Genomic DNA, 20,228 nt, shown 5'->3' on the forward strand with positions numbered 1-20,228 from the left:
GGGGAATTGAAACGGGGGGGCGGAATATGGATGTGAGGCGGCGACTGACGCTATTGGCGGTGACCATCGCAGCCACGCCGTTGATCCTCGGCGGGTGCACCGCGGACCGGAAGGAGGCCGCCGGCGAGGCGCCGGGCAGGGCCGTGGACCCCGCGGTCGCGCTGAGCCCGGCCGACCGGACGAGGGACGTCCCGATCAGCGCGGAGGTCGGGACGAGCGTGAGCCACGGGAAGGTCACCGGCGTCAAGCTCACCGACGACAAGGGCAAGCAGGTCTCGGGGGAGCCGCGCGAGGACGGGTCGAGCTGGGTGCCGAGCACCCCGCTGGAGAACGGTCGGACCTACACCGCGGAGGTGACCGCCACCGGGAAGAAGGGGCGGACCACCGTCGGGCGGACGACCTTCACCACGTCGCCCAAATCGACCAGACAGGCGATAAAGAGCACGTTGTATTTCACCGGGAACCAGACGTACGGCACCGCTATTCCGGTGACGGTCGCGTTCGATCCGCCAATTCCCAAAGAGGCCCGGGCGGTGGTGCAACGGCGATTGTTCGTGAAGACCGACCCGCCGCAGCCGGGTACCTGGTCCTGGGTGGCCGACGGCAAGCAGGTCGAGTACCGGGCGCCGGATTTCTGGAAGCCCGGCACCAAGATCAGCGTGCGGTCGGGACTGGCGGGACTCCCGATCGGCAAGGAGTTCGTCGGTGACGAGGACCACCGGTCCACCTCGAAGATCGGCCGGCAGGTGGCCCTCGAGATCGACAACGCCACCAAACAGATGTCGGTCCTCCAGGACGGCAAGCTGGTGCGCAAGATCCCGGTGAGTATGGGCAAGCCGAGCACCCCGACCTCGAGCGGCAAAATGGTGATCATGGAGAAGCACGACTTCACCACGTTCGACACCCGGGGTTCGGCCGACCCTTACGTGGTCGACGTGGAGGACGCCCAGCGGCTCACCTGGGGCGGCGAGTTCATCCACGCCGCGCCGTGGTCGGAGGGGGATCAGGGCAACACCAACGTCTCGCACGGCTGCACCAACGTGTCGGCGACGGCGGCGGACTGGTTGATGGGCATCACCAAGGTCGGCGACCTGGTGACCATCAAGGGCACCGAGGTGAAGTTGGACCAGGGCAACGGCTTCACCGCCTGGAACGTCAGCTGGGACGAGTTCGTCAAGGGCAGCGCGCTGCCCGTGCCGCCCGGCCTGAAGCCGACGCCCACCCTGCACCCGGGGCACCCGGGGGCGGTGGCCGGGGGATCCGCGCCCGCGCCCGCGCCGTCGGCCAGCGGCGGCTGACGACACGGGGAGGAACGGCCGGGTGCGACCGGTCCGCCAGCCGGCGGGCCGGTCGCCCACGTCCGCGGGTACGCGGTGGCGTCGGACTCAGGACAGGTCGACCCGGGCGATCCCGGTGCCGGTCAGGCTGCCCAGCCAGAGCTGGTCGCCGTGCTGGCGGACGCCGGTGACCATCGGGTACGCGCCGGTGGGCCCGTGCAGTGTCCGCAGCACCGTCCCCGCGCCGTCGACCAGCGCGACCAGCCCGTACCGCTGAGGCTGGGGACGGGCCACGTCGGGCAGCATCGCCACCAGCTGGCGCAGCCGCGGGTGCGGCAGCAGCTTCTCCACCACCGCCAGCCGCGGGCTGGGCAGCGCGATCCAGTACGTCCCGTCGCCCACCGCGGCCACGTTGTCCGGGTACGCCGGCAGGTCGGCGAGCACGGTCACCACCCCGTCGGGCAGGCCGACCCGGACCAACCGGTGGGTGCTCGTCTCGACCAGCATCAGGGCCGACTCGTCCGGGGTCAGCGCGATCCCGTTCGGGAAGTACAGCCCGGCGGCGACCACCTCGGTGCGCCCGCTGCCCGGGTGGTACGCCAGCACCCGACCGTTGGGACGGTGTTCGAGCAGGTCGTGCTTCCAGTGCGACAGCGGCCAGCGGTCGGAGGAGTCGGTGAAGTAGATGGTGCCGTCGCGGGCGACGGCGGAGTTGTCGGCCAGGTGCACCGGCGCGGCGGCGCCGGTCAGCTCGCGCACCGCGCCGTCCGGGGTGACCCGCAGCAGACCCCGGTACGCGTCGCAGACCACCAGCGTGCCGTCCGTCGGGTCGAGTTCGACGCCGAGCGGGCGGCCCCCGGTCTCGGCGAGCAGCCGCGGCGGCGTGCCCGCCGGCGCGTCCGCCGGCCACCACCAGAGCCGGCCGTCCTCGTCGCCGCTGACCACCCGGCCGTCCGGATCGACGAGCACGTCCTCGGGGCCGCGCGCCCCCGGCGGCAGCGGAAGCACCTCAACCCGGTCGAGCCGTACGTCGGTGGGCGCCCAGGCGCCGTCCAGCGGCGGCGGGACGGTGGCCGGCTCGCGGACGGGCCGGATCAGGCGGGGCGGGCGTTGCCGCGGTACGACCATCGGATCATTCTCACCCGCCGATGCGGTTCCGTCGTCCCCGCCGGCGTGTCGGCGGGCCGGCGGCGTCACCCTGAGACGGATCCGGGACCACCCGGGGGTCGACCCTGGACGTACCCGGAACCCGACCCCGGCAGGGCCGGAAGTGTCGGTGGCGGCGGTTAGGTTCGTCCTCGTGGAACAGTGCGGTGACCGGCTGCGGGTGCGGCTCGACGTGGGTGACGACGCGGTCGAGGTGCGGGTGGCGGGCGAGATCGACGTCGCTTCGGTCGGCGCTCTCCGGGCCGCGCTCTGGGCCGCGCCGGCCCGTCCGGTGCTCCGGCTCGACCTCTCCGGCGTGCGGGTGCTCTCGGCCGCCGGCGTCCGCGCGGTCGTCGCCGCGCACCTGCGGGTCCGGGCCCGTGGCGGCGAGCTGGTCCTGGTCGACCCCGACCCGACGGTCGCCCGGGTGCTGCGAGCCACCGGCCTGCACCGGGTCATCCCGGTGGTGCCGAGCGTGCCGCTGCCGTCGGCCGGCCGGGCCCCGTTGGTAGCGGCCTGACCGAGGGCCGCCGAGGCCCCCGGGGGAGCCGGTGCGGCGACCGGACCGGCGACGGTCCGGCCGCTGGTGGCGGGGCCGCCGGCACCACCGGCGACCCCGCGGCCGGTCAGCGGAGGTCGAGCAGGTCGACGACGAAGACCAGGGTCTCGTTCGGCTTGATGACGCCGCCGGCGCCGCGGCTGCCGTAGCCCAGGTGCGGCGGGATGGTCAGCCGGCGCCGGCCGCCGACCTTCATGCCCACGACGCCCTGGTCCCAGCCGGCGATGACCTGGCCGCCGCCGAGCGGGAACTCGAAGCTCTCGCCCCGGTTCCACGACGCGTCGAACTCGCGCCCCGTCGAGTGGGACACCCCGACGTAGTGGACGCTGGCCAGCTGACCCGGCTTCGCCTCGGGGCCCTCGCCCACGGTGATGTCCTCGATGACGAGGTCGGCCGGGGGCGCGCCCTCGATCGGGCCGACCTCGGGCTTGGCTGCCTGGGGCATGCTCATCTGTTGCTCTCCTGCCGTAGTGGCGGCGGCCCCACCCGTCGGGCGCGGCCACGGCCCTGCATCGTCGGTGTCGCTGTCGATCCTGCCGGATCGCGAGCGGCGAATGCCCGCCAGTCCCCGAACGCGACCGGCCGGGCGCGGCACCCGGCCGGCCATCGAACGAGGATCGGACTGAGCCGGCACCCGGACGCGCGGGCAGGGCGCCACCGACCGGTGGCGCCCTGCCGGGCGGATCGGCTACCTGAGCCAGCCGTACTTCCTGACCAGGGGCAGGTTCGCCCAGGTCCGGCCGAGGCCGAGGGTGTCGCCCGCGCCGACCAGGGCCAGGCCGGCCAGCACCGCGGCGTAGATCAGGTGGTCGTCCATGAAGGGGTTGTTCTCGGGAGGAAGGACGGCGGTCCACATGAGCACCAGCAGCAGCCCACCGGCCGAGGCGGCGAGCCGCATCCCGATGCCGAGCAGCAGGGCCACGCCGATCCCCGCGAGACCGGTCATGAACAGCCAGTCCGCCCACGTCGCGCCGGCGATGTCCTGGTAGACGCCTTTGAACGGGCCGGCCGCGCCGAAGGTCAGGAAGCCCTTGGTGGGGCTGCCCCCGTTGATCCAGGCGTTCTTCGACCCGGTCGCGTGACCGAGGCCGAAGACCTTGTCGAGGAAGGCACAGAGGAAGACCCAGCCCAGCGCGATCCGGGTGCCGGCCCAGACGTACCGGGCGGCCCGCTCGCGGGTGGTCTCGGCCGGCGGAGCGTTGGTGTCGGCGGCGGCGGTCCGCTGTGTCGTCGCGGTCATGATGTCCACGTCCTCTCTCTGCCTGGCACCGCGCTTCCCGGTGGCACCTCCATTCCACTCCGGCCGGGGCGTGCCGGTCAGGGCCGACCGGGCCGTCCCGGGGCGGGACCTTCGACCCCTGACGGCGGCCTCCGTCCGGGACCTTCGGCCCGGCCCGGGCGGTCCGGTCGGCCGTCCAGGCCCGGCGCCTCAGGTCACCGGGTCGGCGAGTTGTGCGGCGAGCAGCGTGGGCGCCTCGGCCAGCGAGGGGCCGTACCAGGTGAGGTGGCGGCCGGAGACCAGCGCGCAGGGGGTGCCGGGGAAGGCCTCCGGGCCGTCGTCGGCGGTGAACGCGTACGGCTCGTCGGGGAGCACCACCAGCTCCGGGTGCCGGGCGCGCAGCGCGTCGAGGTCGGGTCGCGGGTACCGCTCCGCGTCGTCGGCGTAGAGGTTGACCACGCCGAGCCGGCGCAGCACGTCGCCGGCGAAGGTGTCGCCACCGAGCACCACCCAGGGCCGGCGCCAGACCGGCACGACGGCGCGTCGGGCGGCGACCGGGACGGGAGGCGCGGCCCAGGCCCGCCGGGCGGCGACCAGCCAGGCCGGCTCGCCGGGGACGCCGAGCGCGGCGAGCAGGTCGGCCAGTTCGGTGAGCGCCTGCGCGACGGTGCGCGGGTAGGTGACGCGGACCGGCACCCCGGCCGCGGCCAGCGCGTCGGCGTCGGCCCGGCGGTTCTCCTCGACGTTGAGCAGCACCAGGTCCGGGCGGAGCGCGAGCACCCGGTCCAGGTCCGGGTACTTGCTGCCGCCGACCCGGGCCACGTCCAGCCCCTCCGGTCGGGTGCACCAGTCGGTGGCCCCGACCAGCACCTCCGGCACGGTCACCGCGACCGCCTCGGTCAGCGACGGCACCAGCGACACCACGCGCACGGCGTTCCCCCTCCCGATCGGCGGGCCGCCCCGCAGGCGGACGGCCCCACCACCCCCCATCCTTCCCCTCCCCGGGTACGGCGTCGTCGCCGACGAGGCGCTGCCGGGCTGCCCGCTGTCGGAGGTGGTGGGCTGGCGTTGAGCCGCACGGCACTCTCTCTTGCCCCGTCCTCTACAACGTTGTAATACTCGGTAGGTCCGTCGCCCCGAGGAGGACCCATGACCGTCCCAGCCACCACCACCCTGCCCACGGACCCGGATGAGACGCCGGTGGAGGCGCTCGGCGACCTCTACCGCGACGGCATCACCGCCTGCCGCGGCGCCTTCTCCGTCGACTGGGTCGACCAGGTCCGCGAGGACATCGACGCCGCGTTCCGGGAGGCCCGCTCCCGCCCCGACGGCGCCGTCGGCCGCGGGCCCGAGCGGTGGTACGTGGAGATCCACCCGGAGCAGCTGCGCGGCTTCGCCGACCTGGTCACCCACCCCTGGGTGGTCGCCGTCAGCCGGGCGGTGCTCGGCCCGGAGTACGAGATCGTCGAGCTGGGCTTCGACATCCCGTTCCCCGGCGCGGCCATGCAGCCCTGGCACCGGGACTTCCCGATGCCGGAGGAGACCCGCCGGCAGCGCCGGCTGACCTCGCTGGCGTTCAACCTGACGACCGTGGACACCGTCGAGGAGATGGGCCCGTTCGAGATCGCCCCGGGCACCCAGTGGGACGACGGCGCCGACTTCGACCACGAGATGTTCCCGTCCCGCGAGCGCTACGACCGGTACGAGCGGCGGGCGGTGCGCAAGTACCCGCAGCGCGGCGACATCTCGGCCCGCTCCGCGCTCACCGTGCACCGGGGCACCCCGAACCGCTCCGCGCTGGCCCGGCCGGTGCTGGTGCTCGGCGTGGACGCGCCCGGCGCGGGCAACGCCGAACGCCACGACATGGCCGTCACCCGGGACTACTGGGCGAACCTGCCCGAACTGGCCCGCGCCCACCTGCGCTGCCCGATCGTCGACGAACTGGTGCCGATCACGCAGAAGCACACCATCGAGGGCCTGGTGATGGGCGCGGCCTGACCGCACCCCCGGCCGGTCGCCCGGCCCGGCCCGCGCCGGTCGCTTCGGCGGGGTGGGTCAGCGGCGGCCGGCCGGCGCGTTCCCCCGGGCCAGGCTGGCCACCGGGACGTCTTCCCGGACCGCCCAGCGGACCGCGTGCCGGACGTCGGCCACCGGCAGCGGTCGCCGGTCGGTGACCGTGACGGCGGCGTGCACCGCGAACGCCACGAAGGGGTACGACCGGGCCAGGCCGGCCAGGGAGGCGTGCACCCGGCCGGCCGTCGCCAGCGCTTCCTCCTCGGTCACCGACGGCAGCACCAGCAGGTACTCGTCCGGGGCGAGGCGTACCGCCCGGTCGACCGGGCGCAGCGGTGCGGTGAGGGCGCCGATCACCGCCTGCGCCTCGCGGGCCGCGCTGCGCCGGCCGAACCGCTCCGGCGTGCCGGCCGGCTCGGCCACCCGGACCCCGATCAGCGCCACCGGCAGGGTGCCGGAGGCGGTGACCCCGTCGAGCCCGGTCCACCGGCGCAGGGTCGGCTCGTCCACCAAACCGGCCTCCGCGGGTTCCTCTGCCCGCCCTGCGGTCGCGGCGCGTCCGGCGCGCTCGGCGAGCAGCCGGATCGCCGCCTCCGCCCGGCTCTCGCCGGGGGTGGCGGGCAGCTCCCGCACCCGGCCCAGCACCTCGTCGATCGTCCGCAGGGCCGGCCCGGGAAGCCGGTCGGCGAGCCGGGTGCGCAGCCGGAGCGCCTCGTGCAGGGCCTCGTCGCGGCGGAAGCCCCAGCGGCCGTCGAAGAGCCGGCCCGCCTCCAACGTCGCGGCGACCTCCACCTCGCGACGGTCCCGGGCGACCAGCGCCGCGCCGAAGCGGGGGGTCAACGCCACCAGGCTCCACTCCCGGGCCAGCTCGTCGGCGTCGTCGAGCAGCACCCCGTACGCCCCGGGCAGCTCCGGCGGCGCGTCGCCGACCAGGCCGACCACCGTCACCGCCGCCCCGGCGGCGATCCGCTGGTAGCGCGCCCGCTCCCGGGCGAAGTACGGCATCCGCTGGAACAGCGCGATCACCAGCAGCGGACCGTCCTCGGCGGTGGCCAGCGCGGCCCGTTCGATGGCGTGGGAGACCGCGACCAGGTGCCGTTTGGTCAACCGCTCCGGGCCGGTTCCGTTGTGCAGCACGCCGTGAGCCTAGAGAAAACGGTCGTTCGGCGCACCCGACGAGGGGTGCCGCCACATCGGCCCGCACCGCCGAGGCGGCGACCATGATCGAAGTCCTAGACTCGGCCGGTCGACCGACCCAGGGATGGATCCGCCCCGAGATGACGCACTCCGCCAGCGACGACGGCCTCCGGCTGCGACCGCTCGCCGTCGGCGACCCGGGGCTGCTCACCCGGGCCGGGCAGGTGGTGCACGCGGGCCGCCGGCTCGGGGATCTGGTGCCGAGGCGTCCGGAGGGGATCACCGGGCACCAGTGGAGCGCCGCCACCCGCGAGGAGTTCGATCTCGTGGTCGGCGCCGCCGACACCGGCGAGCCGGTGGTCGCGGTGCGGATCGGGCCAGCGGCCCCGGCCGGCTCGGCGGGGCAGCGGGCCGAGCGGATGCGCGACGCGGTCTGCGCGGCGGTCGGCCTGCCGGTGCTGCGCATCGAGTCGCCGACCCTGCGCCCGGAGCCGCACGGCCGGCGGATCCTCGCCTACCTGATCGACGCCCGGGAATACGCCGGCCCGGCCGACGGGGAGCCGGCGGACCGGGACGATACCCCGGTCGGGTTCCGCGACATCGTCGGCCGGCTGCCCGACGGGCGGACCGGTCCGGTCAACGACCTCGGCGCGCTGGCTCGGGCGGCGGCCGTCGAGGCGTACGTCACCCGGCAGCTGGCGGACCCGATCGTCCGGGGCCTGCACGTACGGTGGGCCGACGGGGCGGCCGAGGGGTGGAGCTGGGTCGAGGTGCGTCCCGGGCGCTGCCTGGTGGAGCGGGTGGTCGTCCGCGAACACCGCTTCCGGTGCGGGGTGGACGCGCCCCGGCTGGCCGAGGACCTCGCGGCGGTCGCGATCGGGGAGCGGCTGCGCGACCTGCCGGCCGCCGAGCCCGCGCTGGTGGCGCGGAACGAGCTCCGCCGGGACATCCGCGCCCTGCGGGCCCGCCGTGAGGAGCTGGTCGGCGGCTTCGCCTTCGAGCACCTCTGCGTCGACTGACGACCCGCCCCGGCGGCGGTGTGCCGAGCGCCGCCGCCACGTCGCGCTCGGGTGCCGTACCTGCGCCGCGGAATTCCTCGCCCTGCTTTGAACCTTCCCGGTCGGCGCTCCGTACCTAAGCGGGAATGGGCAGGATTTTCCAGCCGCGCCACCCGACGCGGCGGACGGTGCGGAAAGGGCATCGTCGGCCATCGACGTGCCACCGGAACGTCGCAGTGATCCCGACGGGGCGGGCCACCCCGTATTCCGTCGGCCCTTCGGGATTACGAGTCAGGTACCGGATCGAGAAGGAGAGCAATTCGATGCGCAGGTCCACACGGGCGCGCCGGTCATCCGGTAACGCGCGGAGCAAGCGGCTGCTGGCGGCGGTCGGCGCGCTCGCGGTCTTCGGCGCCATCGCCGCCGTCACCCAGATCTCGTCGGCCCACGACCGGCCGAGGACCACCCGCACGGTGTCCTCCTCCTGCGTGGCGCCGAGCCCCGGCGCAACCTCGCCGAGCGGCCGCGTCAGCACCACCCAGACGTGGCAGAACGGCCGCTGGGTGCGCAACCACTGGGGCGACGGGCAGATGTCGGTCGCCGAGTGTCAGGCCGTCAAGGCCGGCAACGCCCCGGTGACCACGGCGGGGTCGGCGGTGGCCTGCCCGGACGTCACGAGCAAGCTCCCGCAGGTGCCGGCCCGGGCCCGGGCCGAGGTGGACCGCAACCTGGCCCTGCTGCAGAGCCAGATCGCCGAGGCCAACCGGCGGTTGGCCGCCGAGGGCAGCCGCCGCGGCCAGGACTTCGTCAACAACGCCATCCTCCGACCGCTGGAGGACAAGCGGCGCGCGACGTTGAACCGCATCGCCACCGCCATCGACCGGGTGGGGGAGCGGCCCCAGGGCCTGGACCAGCTCGCCAAGTGCGCGCTGGCCGCCGGTAACAACAACGGTGGCGCGAATGGCGGTCAGAACGGTGGCCAGAACGGTCAGACCGGCGCCCCGACGGCCGGCCCCACCGGCACGCCGACCGGTGGCCAGAACGGCGGCCAGAATGGCGGCAACAACAACGGCGGGAACAACAACGGCAACGCGCTCGGCGTCCTCGCCAAGGACTGCGCCAACACCCGGCTGCAACCGCACGACGGTTTCCAGAATGGCAACCGCTGCGTCAGCACCGCGTTCGGCGAGGTGGGCGCGGCGGCCAACAACCCGTCGCTGCTGATCACCGAGTTCCCGAACGAGGTCCAGGCCAACCAGGGCTTCACCCTGCGGGTCAGCACGAAGAACCTGGTCCGGGACCGGTTCCTCGCCGCCGGCCAGGGCGGCTACTACGTGGAGAGCTCGCTCCTCAACGACCAGGGTCTGGTCCGGGGCCACTTCCACACCGCCTGCCGGATGTTGCAGAGCACCGACGAGGCGCCGGCGAACCCGCAGGACGTGCCGGCCTTCTTCGTCGCCACCGAGGACGGTCGGGGCGGCGCCCAGGCCGACGAGGTGGTCATCCAGGTTCCGGGCCTGCCGCAGGAGGGTACGGCGCAGTGCGCGGTCTGGGCCGGCGACGGCTCGCACCGCATCCCGATGATGGAGCGGGCCAACCAGACCCCCGCCTTCGACGCGGTGCGGATCCAGGTCAACTAGGGGCAGGTACGTGATCGTCGCGGGCCGTCCGGGAGATCCCCGGACGGCCCGCGACGCGTGCTCGGCCGGCACCGGGACGGCGAGCCGCTGACACCCGCGGGGCGGACCCGGTGACCAGGCCGATGCCGGCGGTGGAGCGGCTCGGGCGCGAACACCACGTCGAGGTGACGCACCCCGGCGGCTCATCGTCGGCGCCGCGGGTCGGGGCCCCTCCGGCGGGTGGTAATTGTGAACGGCACGAAAACGCCGGGGCCCCGCTGATTTCTCAGCGTGACCCCGGCGCCTCGGATGGTGACCCGGCCGGATCGGTCAGCGGTTCTTCCACGCCTCCACGACCGAGACCGGGATGCGTCCGCGCTCGGAAATCTCGTACCCGTTCTTGACGGCCCATTCGCGGATGGCCCGGTTCTGCTCGCGATCCATTCCAGAGGGCGCGGGCCGGGCCGGCCGGCGAGCCGGACGGCCGGCGTCCACCGGTCCCCGCCCCATCCGGCGGCCAGCGCCGATGTACGGGTCCAGCGTCTTACGGAGGACCCCTGCGTTCTCGTCGGAGAGGTCGATGGTGTACGCCACCCCGTCCAGACTGAACTCGACGGTCCGGTCGGCCTTTCCGCCGTCGAGGTCATCCGTCAGAACGGTGATTACTTTCCTTGCCATCGCCATTGCTCCCTGTGTCGGGCGGGGTGTGTCCAAGAGTTTGGCCCATCCCATGGCAAATCCGCAACAATATGCGCCCATTTCAGTTGGCGGGTCGCCCCAATCGTGGAAAATCCCGTACGCACAAAGACCGAACGCCCCCTCGCCTCTTCCCGCCGATGATCATGAGGTTGGGCGGCAGGAACGGAGATCCACCCGCCGCCGGCTTCACACGGGGAAGGTGGGGGACCGACCTCGGGCGTCAGTCGGTGAGCAGGCCGGCGTGGCCGGCCAGCGCGGCCGCCTGCGCCCGGCTCGACACCCGCAGCTTGCGCAGCAGCGCGGCCGTCATCCGCTTCACCGTGCGCTCCGAGACGTGCAGGTGATCGGCGATCTCCACGTTGCTCCGGCCGGCCGCGATCGACCGCAGCAACCGGCGCTCCTCCTCGTCCAGGTCGACCGAGTGGCTCCGCACCGGGCGGAGCAGGCCGCGCAGCAGCGCCGCCGGCAGCACCGCCCAGCCGTCGAGGATGGCCACGATCGGGGGCAGCAGCTCCTCCGGCTCGCTGCTCTTCGGCAGGAACCCCTCGGCGCCGGCCCGCAGCGCCTCCAGAGCGGGCGCCGGGTCGTCCCCGCCCGACATCGCCACCACCCGCACCCGGGGGGTGGTGCGGCGGATCGCGGCGACCGCCCGGATCCCGCCGGGCGGGGGCATGTGCAGGTCGACCAGGGCCAGATCCGGCTGGCAGCGGCTGACCAGCGACGCGGCGGCGGAGGCGTCGCCGGTCGAACCGACCACCCGGGCCCGGCCCTCGGTGCTGATCGGCAGGAGCAGTTCCAGCCCCCGTACGAAGAGCGGATGGTCGTCGACGACGGCGAGGCGAATGGGGGAGCCGAGCATGCCTGATCCCTTCCCGGGCGGGTACGGATCATGCGGATATGCACCGATCGAGGGGGGTCGAGCGGATGCGGTCACCACAGGGTCTCCGGGCCATGCTGCTGCGGTGGCGACGGGCGGACCTCGACGACCGGGCCGATCCCGCGCTGATGGTGCGGGTGCTCTGCCACGAGTTCCGTACCCCGGTCAGCACCCTGACCTCGCTCACCCGCGCGCTCGCCGACGACCGCGCCGGGCTCACCGACGCCGACCGCCGGGCGATCACCGAGCTGGCCCGCGAGCAGGCCGCCCACCTGGACGGGTTGCTGCGCGACGCGGCCGCCGGGGGCGGCGGGCTTCCCCTGGCCGTACGGGCGGAGCCGACCGTGCCGCTGGGCGAGGTGCTGCCCGCGGTGGCCGCGCTGGTCCCGGCGCACCGGCTGCGCACCCGGGTCACCCGCCGCGCCGGCCGCTGCCCGGTGCCCGCCCGCCGGGTCCGGCAGGTGCTGGTCAACCTGGTGCAGAACGCGCTGTGGCACGGCCCGCACGACGGGGAGATCGGGCTCTACGCGGCGCTGCGGCGGGACGGGCTGAGCCTTCTCGTCACCGACCAGGGGCGGTCCGTCGCCGCGCTGGCGCAGGCCCTGCGCCGCCCCGCCCCCGGCAGCGGCGTGCACGGCCTGGGCCTGTGGATCGTCCGGCAGTTGGTGGCCGTCGACGGCGGGACGGTGCGCGCGCACCGGCTGCGCCCGGGCGGCGTCGGCGTGGAGGTGCTGCTGCCCCCGGGCCGGTCGCGGGTCTGACCCCCGGGGGACGGTGGTTGGCCCCGGCGGGTCACGGCGACGGGAACTGCCCCGGTGTCAGCCCATCAGGCACCGAGGAGGACCCGATGTTCAGCCACGTCAAGGACCTGCAGTTCGAGGCCAAGCCGGACGGCCCCGACGCCGCGTTCGCCCGCCGGCTCCAGGAGATCCTGGGCGGCAAGTGGGGCGAGATGACCGTCGCCAACCAGTATCTCTTCCAGGGCTGGAACTGCCGGCTGCCCGGTAAGTACAAGGACCTGCTGCTCGACGTGGGCACCGAGGAGATGGGCCACGTCGAGATGATCTCGACGATGATCACCCGGCTGCTGGAGAACGCCCCGCTCTCGCTCCAGGAGGCCGCCGACGACAACCCGATGGTCGGCGCGATCTACGGCGGGTCCAACCCCGCGCACTTCATCCACGGCGGCGGCGGGGCCCTGCCCACGGACAGCAACGGGGTGCCCTGGAACGCCAGCTTCATCACCGCCAGCGGCAACCTGATGGCCGACTTCCAGCTCAACGTCACGGCCGAGGCCCAGGGCCGGCTCCAGGTCTCCCGGCTGTTCAACATGACCGACGACCCCGGGGTCAAGCAGATGCTCCGCTTCCTGCTGGCCCGCGACACCATGCACCAGAACATGTGGCTCGCGGCGATCGAGCAGCTCAAGGAGGACGGCTTGGAGGAGATGCCGGTGCCGGACGCCTTCCCGGACTCGAAGGAGCTCACCGAGGAGTTCAGCTACACGTACCTGGACTTCTCGCCCGGGCAGGACGCCGCCGAGGGGCGCTGGGCCTCCGGCCCGGCCCCGGACGGCAAGGGCCAGTTCAAGTACGAGCACAGCCCGCGCGCCCACGCCCCCGAACCGGTGCTGCCGCCGGGCGACCCGCGTCTGTACGGCACGAACCCGGGGATGGCCGCGGGCGTGGTCACCAAGGTCAAGAGCAAGCTCACCTGATGCCGTCCGCACCGGGCCGTCCGCCCGCGGTGGACGGCCCGGCGGCGCCCGTACGCCCAGGAGGTGTGCCGTGACCGAACTCGTGCTGCGTCCGCTGGCGGACGCCTTCATGCAGGTGGGTGTCTACGTCGCCGTGATGGTGGCGTTCTTCGGCTGGCTGCGCTGGCGCCACGGCGACCGGGTCACCGACGGGCTGACCCGGCACCCGCGGCTCGGGCCGCTGGTCGGCGCGCTGCTCGGGGTCAGCCCCGGGTGTGGCGGCGCCATCGTGCTGATGCCGCTGTACGCCCGGGGAAAGGTCTCCTTCGGCACCGTGGTCGCGGCGCTGACCGCGACCATGGGCGACTCCTCCTGGGTGGTGCTGGCCTGGAATCCCGGTTTCGCCCTCCGGCTGCACCTGCTGCTCTTCGCGGTCGGTCTGGTCACCGGCTACGTCGTGGACGCGCTCGGGATCGACCCGGCCCGGGCCGTGGCCCGGCCAAGGCTTCGGGAGCGGGCCGGTCAGGCGCTGGCGACCGCCGGCGCCCCGACCGTCGCGGGGACCGGCGGCGCCGGGTCGGGTGCCGTCGCCGCGGCGGTGCCGGCGCTCGCCGGGAGTGTCCCGCGCGGGGGTCGGGTCGGCCTGCTCGACGGGCTGCGCCGGCGGGATCCGGCCGCCGCGTTCTGGGGGCTGACCACGCCCGCCTTCGCGGTGTCGGTGCCGGTGGTGTTCCAGCTGGTCGACCCGGGTGCGCTCACCCGGGCCACCGGCGGCGTCGATCCGTACCTGGCGCTCGGGGTGCTCGGCACCCTGATCGCGCTGATGATCTTCCTGGCCGGCCGTGGGCGGCTGGCCGACGACACGCTGGAGACGGCGCAGCCCGCCTCGCTGCGGGAGACGCTGCGGCACAGCGCGCACGAGGCGTCCTTCGTGACCGTCTGGGTGGCCGTGGCCTACCTCGGTTGGCAGCTGTTCAGCACCACGACCGGCTTCGACGGTTCGGAGCTGGCGCTGGCCGGGCTGCTCGGGGTGCTGGTCGGCGCGGGCATCGGGCTCATCCCCGGCTGCGCCGTGCAGATCGTCTTCACCGGGCTGTTCATCAGCGGCGGTCTCCCGCTGCCGACGCTGGTGGCCAACGCGATCAGCCAGGACGGCGACGCGCTCATCCCGCTGGCCGCCCTGCGCCGGCGCTCGGCCGCGCTGGCCACCGTGATCACCACCGTGCCGGCCGCTGCCGTCGGCGCCGCCCTGCTCGTCCTGCTCTGACCACGCCGCGGACCCGGGGCGGCCCGGGTCCGCGAGGCGCGGTGTCCCTACCCCCGGCCGACCGGCCGACGTCCCGCGAGGAGGAAACGATGTCGCTGAGCTTCGTTGCCGGTGCCCGCCGCAAGCTCGTCGCCTTCGCCGCGCTGACCGTGGTGGCGCTGCTGCTCGGCCTGCCCGCCCCGACCGTGGCCGCGTTGGCGCTGGTCAGCCTGGCGATCCCGGTCGCCGTCGTGGTGGGCGGCGGCCGACTGCGCCAGCTGCTGCTCCCCGGCCCGGCCCGGACGCCCGGAGTGACCTGGACCACGGCCCGGAACAAGGGGAACGCTTTGTGACTTGAGCCAGACACGCTCAACTCAACGCGATAGCAGGTGTTCGATGGCAACTCTTCCGGTACTTCCTCTGACCGACGCCGTCCTGCTGCCCGGGATGGTCATCCCGGTGACCCTCGACCCGACCACCCAGGCCGCGGTCGACGCGGCGCGCGCCAGCGGCGACAAGACCCTCCTGGCCGTGCCCCGCATCGACGGCGAGTACGGCCCCGTCGGCGTGATCGCCACCATCGAGAAGGTCGGTCGGCTGCCCGACGGCGAACCGGCCGCCGTGGTCCGCGGCCTCTCCCGGGCCCGGATCGGCTCCGGCGTGCCCGGCCCCGGCGCCGCCCTCTGGGTCGAGGCGACCCGACTCGACGAACCCGCTCCGGCCGGCCGGGCGCGCGAACTCGCCCGCGAGTACCGCGCGCTGATGACCTCGGTGCTCCAGCAGCGCGGCGCCTGGCAGGTCATCGACGCCATGGAGCGGATGACCGACCTCTCCGAGCTGGCCGACGCGGCCGGCTACGCGCCCTGGCTGAGCCTGGCCCAGAAGACCGAACTGCTCGCCGCGCCGGACGTCACCGCCCGGCTGGAACTGCTCGTCGGCTGGGTCAAGGACCACCTCGCCGAGCAGGAAGTCACCGAGCAGATCAACACCGACGTCCGCGAGGGGCTGGAGAAGTCCCAGCGGGAGTTCCTGCTCCGCCAGCAGCTCGCGGCCATCCGCAAGGAGCTCGGTGAGGACGAACCCGACGGCTCCGCCGACTACCGGGCCCGGGTCGAGTCCGCCGACCTGCCGGAGAAGGTCCGCGAGGCGGCGCTGCGCGAGGTCGGCAAGCTCGAGCGGGCCAGTGACGCCTCCCCGGAGGCGGGCTGGATCCGTACCTGGCTCGACACGGTGCTGGAGATGCCGTGGGGCACCCGTACCGAGGACAACACCGACCTGGCCGCGGCCCGCGCGGTGCTCGACGCCGACCACGCCGGCCTGGCCGACGTGAAGGACCGCATCCTGGAGTACCTGGCGGTGCGCAACCGCCGCGCCGAGCGCGACCTCGGCGTGGTCGGCGGCCGTGGCTCCGGTGCCGTGCTCGCCCTCGCCGGCCCGCCCGGCGTCGGCAAGACCAGCCTCGGCGAGTCGGTCGCCCGGGCGCTCGGGCGCAACTTCGTCCGGGTCTCCCTCGGTGGCGTCCGTGACGAGGCGGAGATCCGCGGTCACCGGCGCACCTACGTCGGCGCGCTGCCCGGCCGGATCGTGCGGGCGCTGCGCGAGGCCGGCTCGATGAACCCGGTCGTGCTCCTCGACGAGGTCGACAAGCTGAGCGCCGGGTACGCCGGCGACCCCGCCGCGGCCCTGCTGGAGGTGCTCGACCCGGCGCAGAACCACACCTTCCGGGACCACTACCTGGAGGTCGACCTCGACCTGTCCGACGTGCTCTTCCTGGCCACCGCCAACGTGGTGGAGACCATCCCCGGCCCGCTGCTGGACCGGATGGAGCTGGTGGGCCTGGACGGCTACACCGAGGACGAGAAGGTCGCGATCGCCCGGGACCACCTGCTGCCCCGGCAGCGCGAGCGGGCCGGGCTGACCGCCGACGAGGTGACCGTGGCCGACGAGGCCCTGGCGCGGATCGCGGGGGAGTACACCCGGGAGGCCGGCGTCCGGCAGCTCGAACGGGGCCTGGCGAAGATCCTGCGCAAGGTCGCCGTCGAGTTGGCAGGCGACCCGGCCCCGGTCCGGGTGGACACCGGCAACCTGGCTCGCTACCTGGGCCGGCCGAAGTTCACCCCGGAGTCGGCGGAGCGGACGGCGGTGCCCGGCGTGGCCACCGGCCTGGCCGTCACCGGCGCCGGCGGCGACGTGCTCTTCATCGAGGCCACCAGCATGGACGGCGAGCCGGGGCTGACCCTGACCGGCCAGCTCGGTGACGTGATGAAGGAGTCCGCGCACATCGCCCTGTCGTACCTGCGCTCCAACGGGCGTCGGCTCGGGCTGGACCCGAACGCGCTCGCCGGGCGGCGCATCCACCTGCACGTCCCGGCGGGTGCGGTGCCCAAGGACGGCCCCAGCGCCGGCATCACCATGGTCACCGCGCTGGCCTCGCTGGCCAGCGGCCGGCCGGTCCGCCCCGAGTTCGGGATGACCGGCGAGGTGACCCTCTCCGGTCGGGTGCTGCCCATCGGCGGGGTGAAGCAGAAGCTGCTCGCCGCGCACCGGGCCGGCCTCACCGAGGTGATCATCCCGGCGCGCAACGAGCCGGACCTGGACGACCTGCCCACCGAGGTCCGCGAGGCGCTGACCATCCACACCCTCGCCGACGTCGCCGACGTGCTCGCCCTGGCGCTGCGCCCGGCCGACGCCGACACCCTCACCGGACCGACGCTCACCGTCGCCTGACCGTGGCGGGGCATGACCGGGGGCGCGGGCATTCCGCGCCCCCGGTTTGTCGCCTCGCTGGTCGGGCCGGTCAGCGGACGGGTCGACCGAGTCCGAGCGTGCGCGCGCACCGGCCCATGGCCTGGGAGAGCCGGGCGGGCACCGAGTCGGGGGTGGGGATCCGTACCGGGCGGACCCGGCTGTTGTGCAGGGCGGTGAACCGCCACCCCTCGGCGGTCCGGACCACGACCAGGGTCTGTCGGGACAGCCGGCGCCGGGGCAGCCGGGTGCGCCACGGCATGAGCACCGAACCGGTCCCGTGCACCACCGCCACGTCGGGGCTGACGGGGCGAATCGACTCCACCTCGCCGACCAGCGCCGAGCCGGCGAGGACGCCCCGGAAGAGCTGGTCGTGCGCCTCCTGCATCGGTGCCCGGCCGGCCGCCCGGGTGCCGTCGTAGGAGACGTAATCCGAGTCCGGCGTGAAGCAGGCGCCGTAGGCGGTCGCGTCGTTCGCAGTCCAGGCAGCCAACAGCCGGTGGAAGAGCTGGCGGATCTCGGTGCGGTCGTCGTCGGTCACGGAAGCCTCCTGCTAGTGTTCGATCGTCGAAATGAACACTAGCAGAAAGGTTCGAATGTCGAAAAGTGAGTTGCCGCGTGAGGTGGCCCGGCAGATCCGGCTTCTGCAGCAGAGCTTCGACGCCTTCGACGAGGCGGCGGCGGCCCGGCTCGGCATCAACCGCACCGACCTGCGGGCCCTCGACATCGTTCTCGGCGTCGGGCCGCTGACCGCCGGCGACCTGACGGCGGCACTGCGGCTCAGCCCGGCGGCCACCACCACCGTCATCGACCGGCTGGAACGGGCCGGATTGGTGGCGCGTACCCGGGACCCGGAGAGCCGACGGCGGGTGCTGGTGGCGGCCACCGATGCGGCCCGCGTCGCGGAGCGGGAGATCTACCGGCCGGTCGGCGAGGCGGGCCTGCGCGCCCTCGACCGCTACGACCGCGCCCAACTGGACGTCATCATCGACTTCCTGGCCACCGCCCGCGCGGTGCAGCAGGAGCACACCGAGCGGCTCGGCGCCCGCCCACGCCGATGATCCGGCGCCGCGCTCGGCACCCGCCGCGCCACGGCGGCCGTCCACGCCCTCCCGCTGTGCCCGGCTGACCTCGACACCTCATCGGACCGACGCTCATCGCCGCCTGACGGCCGTCGGACGCGGGGCCCCTGGTGACCCCACACACGCCGAGGGCCCCGGCGCCAGCCGGGGCCCTCGGCGTACCGGAATCAGCGGTCGCGGTCCCGGCGCACCGTGGTGCGACGGCCCTTGATGGTGCTGCCGCGCAGCCCGGCGATCACGTCGTCGGCCACCGCGACCGGCACCTCGACCAGGGAGAACCGGTCCGCGATCTCGATCGAGCCGATGTCCCGCCCGTTCAGCCCGGTCTCCCCGGTGATCGCGCCCACCAGGTCCTGCGGCCGGACACCGGCGCGCCGGCCCAGCCCGATGAAGACCTGGGTGGTGTTGCCCGACCGGGGCCGGGCACCGCCGCGCCGGTCCCCCCGACCACCGGTCTCCGGCCGGCCGCCCTCGCGCGGGGCGCGGACCGCCACCTGGGGGATCTCCTCCTCGTCCTCGGTGGTGGGTCCGGCCGCCTCGTGGGCCAGCTTCACCGCGGCGAGCGCGACCTCCATCATGTCGAACTCGTCGGAGAGCGTCTCCACGATGACCCGGAACGGGTCCAGGTCGTCCTCCAGCAGCGACTCCCGCAGCGCCGCCTGGGTCAGCTCCAGCCGCCGGGTCCGCAGGTCCGCCACCGTCGGGATCTTGTCGATGGTGATCCGCTGCCCGGTGACCCGCTCGATGGTCTTGAGCATCCGGTGCTCACGCGGCTCGGCGAGGGTGATCGCCACGCCCTCCCGCCCGGCCCGGCCGACCCGGCCGATCCGGTGCACGTACGACTCGGGGGCCGACGGAACGTCGTAGTTCACCACATGGGTGAGCTGCTCGACGTCCAGGCCCCGAGCGGCCACGTCGGTGGCGACCAGCAGGTCGGCGGTGCTCGACCGCAGTCGACCCATCACCCGGTCGCGCTGCTCCTGGCTCATCCCGCCGTGCAGCGCCTCGGCCCGGTAACCGCGGCCGTTCATCGTCTCGGTGAGCCGGTCGACCTCCTCCCGGCTGCGGCAGAAGACGATCGCCGCGGTGGGCGACTCCACGTCCAGCACCCGGCCCAGCGCCGCCGGCTTGTGCCCCCGCGCCACGATGTACGCGCTCTGCCGCACCCGGGGCGCCTCCCCGGCGACCGGCTGCTCGCGGCCAATCTGGATGCGCACCGGGTCGGTCAGGTGCTGGCGGGCCATCCCGTCGATCCGGGACGGCATGGTCGCCGAGAAGAGCACCGTCTGCCGCTCGGCCGGGGCGTGCTCCAGGATCGCCTCGATGTCCTCGGCGAAGCCCATGTCGAGCATCTCGTCCGCCTCGTCAAGCACCACCGTGGCCAGCGAACCCAGCCGCAGGGTGCCCCGGGCGATGTGGTCCAGCGCTCGGCCCGGGGTGGCCACCACCACGTCCACGCCGGCGTCCAGCGCGCGCAGCTGGCGGCCGATCGGCTGCCCGCCGTAGATCGGCAGCACCCGGGTGCCCAGGTCCTTGCCGTACCGGTGGAACGCCTCGGACACCTGGACGGCCAGCTCCCGGGTAGGCACCAGCACCAGCGACATCGGGTCGCCCCCGCCGCGGCCGTCCGGCATCCGCTGCAGCAGCGGGAGGGCGAACGCGGCGGTCTTACCCGTACCGGTGGCCGCCTGGCCGAGCAGGTCCTGGCCGGCCAGCAGCGGCGGGATCGCCTCCCGCTGGATCGGGGTCGGCTCCTCGTAGCCGAGGGCGGAGAGCGCGCCGAGCAGCTCGGCGCGCAGCCCGAGATCGGCGAAGGCGGTCCCCTCGTCGGGGTCGCCGGGCGTGGTGGGGTCGGTCGGTACGGGTGCGGAACTCATGGGCAAAGCTTTTCATCACCTCCGCCGGCTCGCTCCGG

Annotated in this window: 21 protein-coding genes; 11 read left to right on the top strand and 10 right to left on the bottom strand. The window is 74.2% G+C overall.

The annotated features are described in order from the left end of the window. The first annotated feature begins 26 nt into the window (after positions 1-26). Positions 27-1,298: a L,D-transpeptidase gene (locus AC5L3Z_RS16680; protein WP_494843014.1), complete on the top strand. Its 1,272-nt coding sequence runs from the start codon at positions 27-29 to the stop codon at positions 1,296-1,298. A gap of 87 nt (positions 1,299-1,385) precedes the next feature. Here the strand turns inward: AC5L3Z_RS16680 and AC5L3Z_RS16685 are convergent, their stop codons facing one another. Next, positions 1,386-2,405 carry an SMP-30/gluconolactonase/LRE family protein gene (locus AC5L3Z_RS16685; protein ID WP_494843016.1) on the bottom strand — a complete coding sequence of 340 codons (1,020 nt, stop codon included), beginning with the start codon at positions 2,403-2,405 and terminating at the stop codon, positions 1,386-1,388. Positions 2,406-2,577: 172 nt separating this feature from the next. Here AC5L3Z_RS16685 and AC5L3Z_RS16690 point away from each other — a divergent pair, with 172 nt between their 5' ends. Further along, the gene (locus AC5L3Z_RS16690; protein WP_494843018.1) at positions 2,578-2,943 is read left to right on the top strand and encodes an anti-sigma factor antagonist; all 366 of its coding nucleotides are present in this window, start codon (positions 2,578-2,580) and stop codon (positions 2,941-2,943) included. A gap of 106 nt (positions 2,944-3,049) precedes the next feature. On the opposite strand, the gene AC5L3Z_RS16695 is transcribed toward AC5L3Z_RS16690, so the two are convergent. From AC5L3Z_RS16695 to AC5L3Z_RS16705, 3 genes are all read right to left on the bottom strand, one after another. Next, entirely contained in the window at positions 3,050-3,427 is a 378-nt protein-coding gene (locus AC5L3Z_RS16695; RefSeq protein WP_334526821.1) for an FKBP-type peptidyl-prolyl cis-trans isomerase, read from the bottom strand. Positions 3,428-3,670: 243 nt separating this feature from the next. Next, positions 3,671-4,231 (bottom strand): hypothetical protein, encoded by a 561-nt coding sequence (locus tag AC5L3Z_RS16700; protein ID WP_494843020.1) that lies wholly within the window; start codon positions 4,229-4,231, stop codon positions 3,671-3,673. Between the two features lie 180 nt (positions 4,232-4,411). After that, on the bottom strand, positions 4,412-5,131 hold the full coding sequence (locus AC5L3Z_RS16705; protein WP_494843022.1) for a helical backbone metal receptor: 720 nt from the start codon (positions 5,129-5,131) through the stop codon (positions 4,412-4,414). A gap of 219 nt (positions 5,132-5,350) precedes the next feature. Between AC5L3Z_RS16705 and AC5L3Z_RS16710 the strand changes: the two genes are divergently transcribed. Continuing rightward, positions 5,351-6,199 (top strand): phytanoyl-CoA dioxygenase family protein, encoded by an 849-nt coding sequence (locus tag AC5L3Z_RS16710; RefSeq protein ID WP_494843024.1) that lies wholly within the window; start codon positions 5,351-5,353, stop codon positions 6,197-6,199. Between the two features lie 57 nt (positions 6,200-6,256). Here the strand turns inward: AC5L3Z_RS16710 and AC5L3Z_RS16715 are convergent, their stop codons facing one another. Continuing rightward, complete coding sequence (locus AC5L3Z_RS16715; protein WP_494843026.1) at positions 6,257-7,351, bottom strand: DICT sensory domain-containing protein; 1,095 nt, start codon at positions 7,349-7,351, stop codon at positions 6,257-6,259. Positions 7,352-7,491: 140 nt separating this feature from the next. On the opposite strand from AC5L3Z_RS16715, the gene AC5L3Z_RS16720 reads away from it, so the two are divergent. Beyond that, positions 7,492-8,370: a hypothetical protein gene (locus tag AC5L3Z_RS16720; RefSeq protein ID WP_494843028.1), complete on the top strand. Its 879-nt coding sequence runs from the start codon at positions 7,492-7,494 to the stop codon at positions 8,368-8,370. A gap of 115 nt (positions 8,371-8,485) precedes the next feature. Here the strand turns inward: AC5L3Z_RS16720 and AC5L3Z_RS16725 are convergent, their stop codons facing one another. Next, positions 8,486-8,920 (bottom strand): hypothetical protein, encoded by a 435-nt coding sequence (locus AC5L3Z_RS16725; protein ID WP_494843030.1) that lies wholly within the window; start codon positions 8,918-8,920, stop codon positions 8,486-8,488. Between AC5L3Z_RS16725 and AC5L3Z_RS16730 the strand changes: the two genes are divergently transcribed. Continuing rightward, on the top strand, positions 8,913-9,989 hold the full coding sequence (locus AC5L3Z_RS16730; RefSeq protein WP_494843031.1) for a hypothetical protein: 1,077 nt from the start codon (positions 8,913-8,915) through the stop codon (positions 9,987-9,989). The genes AC5L3Z_RS16725 and AC5L3Z_RS16730 overlap by 8 nt on opposite strands. Before the next feature lie 309 nt (positions 9,990-10,298). On the opposite strand, the gene AC5L3Z_RS16735 is transcribed toward AC5L3Z_RS16730, so the two are convergent. Together AC5L3Z_RS16735 and AC5L3Z_RS16740 are read right to left on the bottom strand one after the other, a co-directional pair. Continuing rightward, positions 10,299-10,646, bottom strand: a complete 348-nt coding sequence (locus tag AC5L3Z_RS16735; protein ID WP_334526695.1) for a histone-like nucleoid-structuring protein Lsr2 — start codon at positions 10,644-10,646, stop codon at positions 10,299-10,301. Positions 10,647-10,887: 241 nt separating this feature from the next. Beyond that, positions 10,888-11,526, bottom strand: a complete 639-nt coding sequence (locus AC5L3Z_RS16740; RefSeq protein ID WP_494843032.1) for a response regulator — start codon at positions 11,524-11,526, stop codon at positions 10,888-10,890. A gap of 65 nt (positions 11,527-11,591) precedes the next feature. Here AC5L3Z_RS16740 and AC5L3Z_RS16745 point away from each other — a divergent pair, with 65 nt between their 5' ends. The 5 genes from AC5L3Z_RS16745 (at position 11,592) to lon (ending at position 17,213) form a co-directional block, all read left to right on the top strand. Further along, the gene (locus AC5L3Z_RS16745; protein ID WP_494843033.1) at positions 11,592-12,305 is read left to right on the top strand and encodes a sensor histidine kinase; all 714 of its coding nucleotides are present in this window, start codon (positions 11,592-11,594) and stop codon (positions 12,303-12,305) included. 86 nt (positions 12,306-12,391) lie between these two features. Next, a complete protein-coding gene (locus AC5L3Z_RS16750; protein ID WP_494843035.1) occupies positions 12,392-13,261 on the top strand; it encodes a manganese catalase in 870 nt (289 codons plus the stop codon). A 70-nt stretch (positions 13,262-13,331) separates the two neighbouring features. Continuing rightward, positions 13,332-14,507, top strand: a complete 1,176-nt coding sequence (locus AC5L3Z_RS16755) for a putative manganese transporter (RefSeq protein WP_494843036.1) — start codon at positions 13,332-13,334, stop codon at positions 14,505-14,507. Positions 14,508-14,596: 89 nt separating this feature from the next. Continuing rightward, positions 14,597-14,839 carry a hypothetical protein gene (locus tag AC5L3Z_RS16760; protein ID WP_494843037.1) on the top strand — a complete coding sequence of 81 codons (243 nt, stop codon included), beginning with the start codon at positions 14,597-14,599 and terminating at the stop codon, positions 14,837-14,839. Between the two features lie 43 nt (positions 14,840-14,882). Continuing rightward, positions 14,883-17,213, top strand: a complete 2,331-nt coding sequence (gene lon / locus AC5L3Z_RS16765) for an endopeptidase La (protein WP_494843038.1) — start codon at positions 14,883-14,885, stop codon at positions 17,211-17,213. 70 nt (positions 17,214-17,283) lie between these two features. Here lon and AC5L3Z_RS16770 read toward each other — a convergent pair whose 3' ends face one another. Continuing rightward, entirely contained in the window at positions 17,284-17,772 is a 489-nt protein-coding gene (locus AC5L3Z_RS16770) for an SgcJ/EcaC family oxidoreductase (RefSeq protein WP_494843040.1), read from the bottom strand. A 55-nt stretch (positions 17,773-17,827) separates the two neighbouring features. Here AC5L3Z_RS16770 and AC5L3Z_RS16775 point away from each other — a divergent pair, with 55 nt between their 5' ends. Beyond that, positions 17,828-18,292: a MarR family winged helix-turn-helix transcriptional regulator gene (locus AC5L3Z_RS16775; protein WP_494843042.1), complete on the top strand. Its 465-nt coding sequence runs from the start codon at positions 17,828-17,830 to the stop codon at positions 18,290-18,292. 188 nt (positions 18,293-18,480) lie between these two features. On the opposite strand, the gene AC5L3Z_RS16780 is transcribed toward AC5L3Z_RS16775, so the two are convergent. Continuing rightward, positions 18,481-20,190 (bottom strand): DEAD/DEAH box helicase, encoded by a 1,710-nt coding sequence (locus AC5L3Z_RS16780; protein ID WP_494843044.1) that lies wholly within the window; start codon positions 20,188-20,190, stop codon positions 18,481-18,483. Between the last annotated feature and the right edge of the window lie 38 nt (positions 20,191-20,228).

It is taken from the genome of Micromonospora sp. LZ37, from assembly GCF_059359015.1.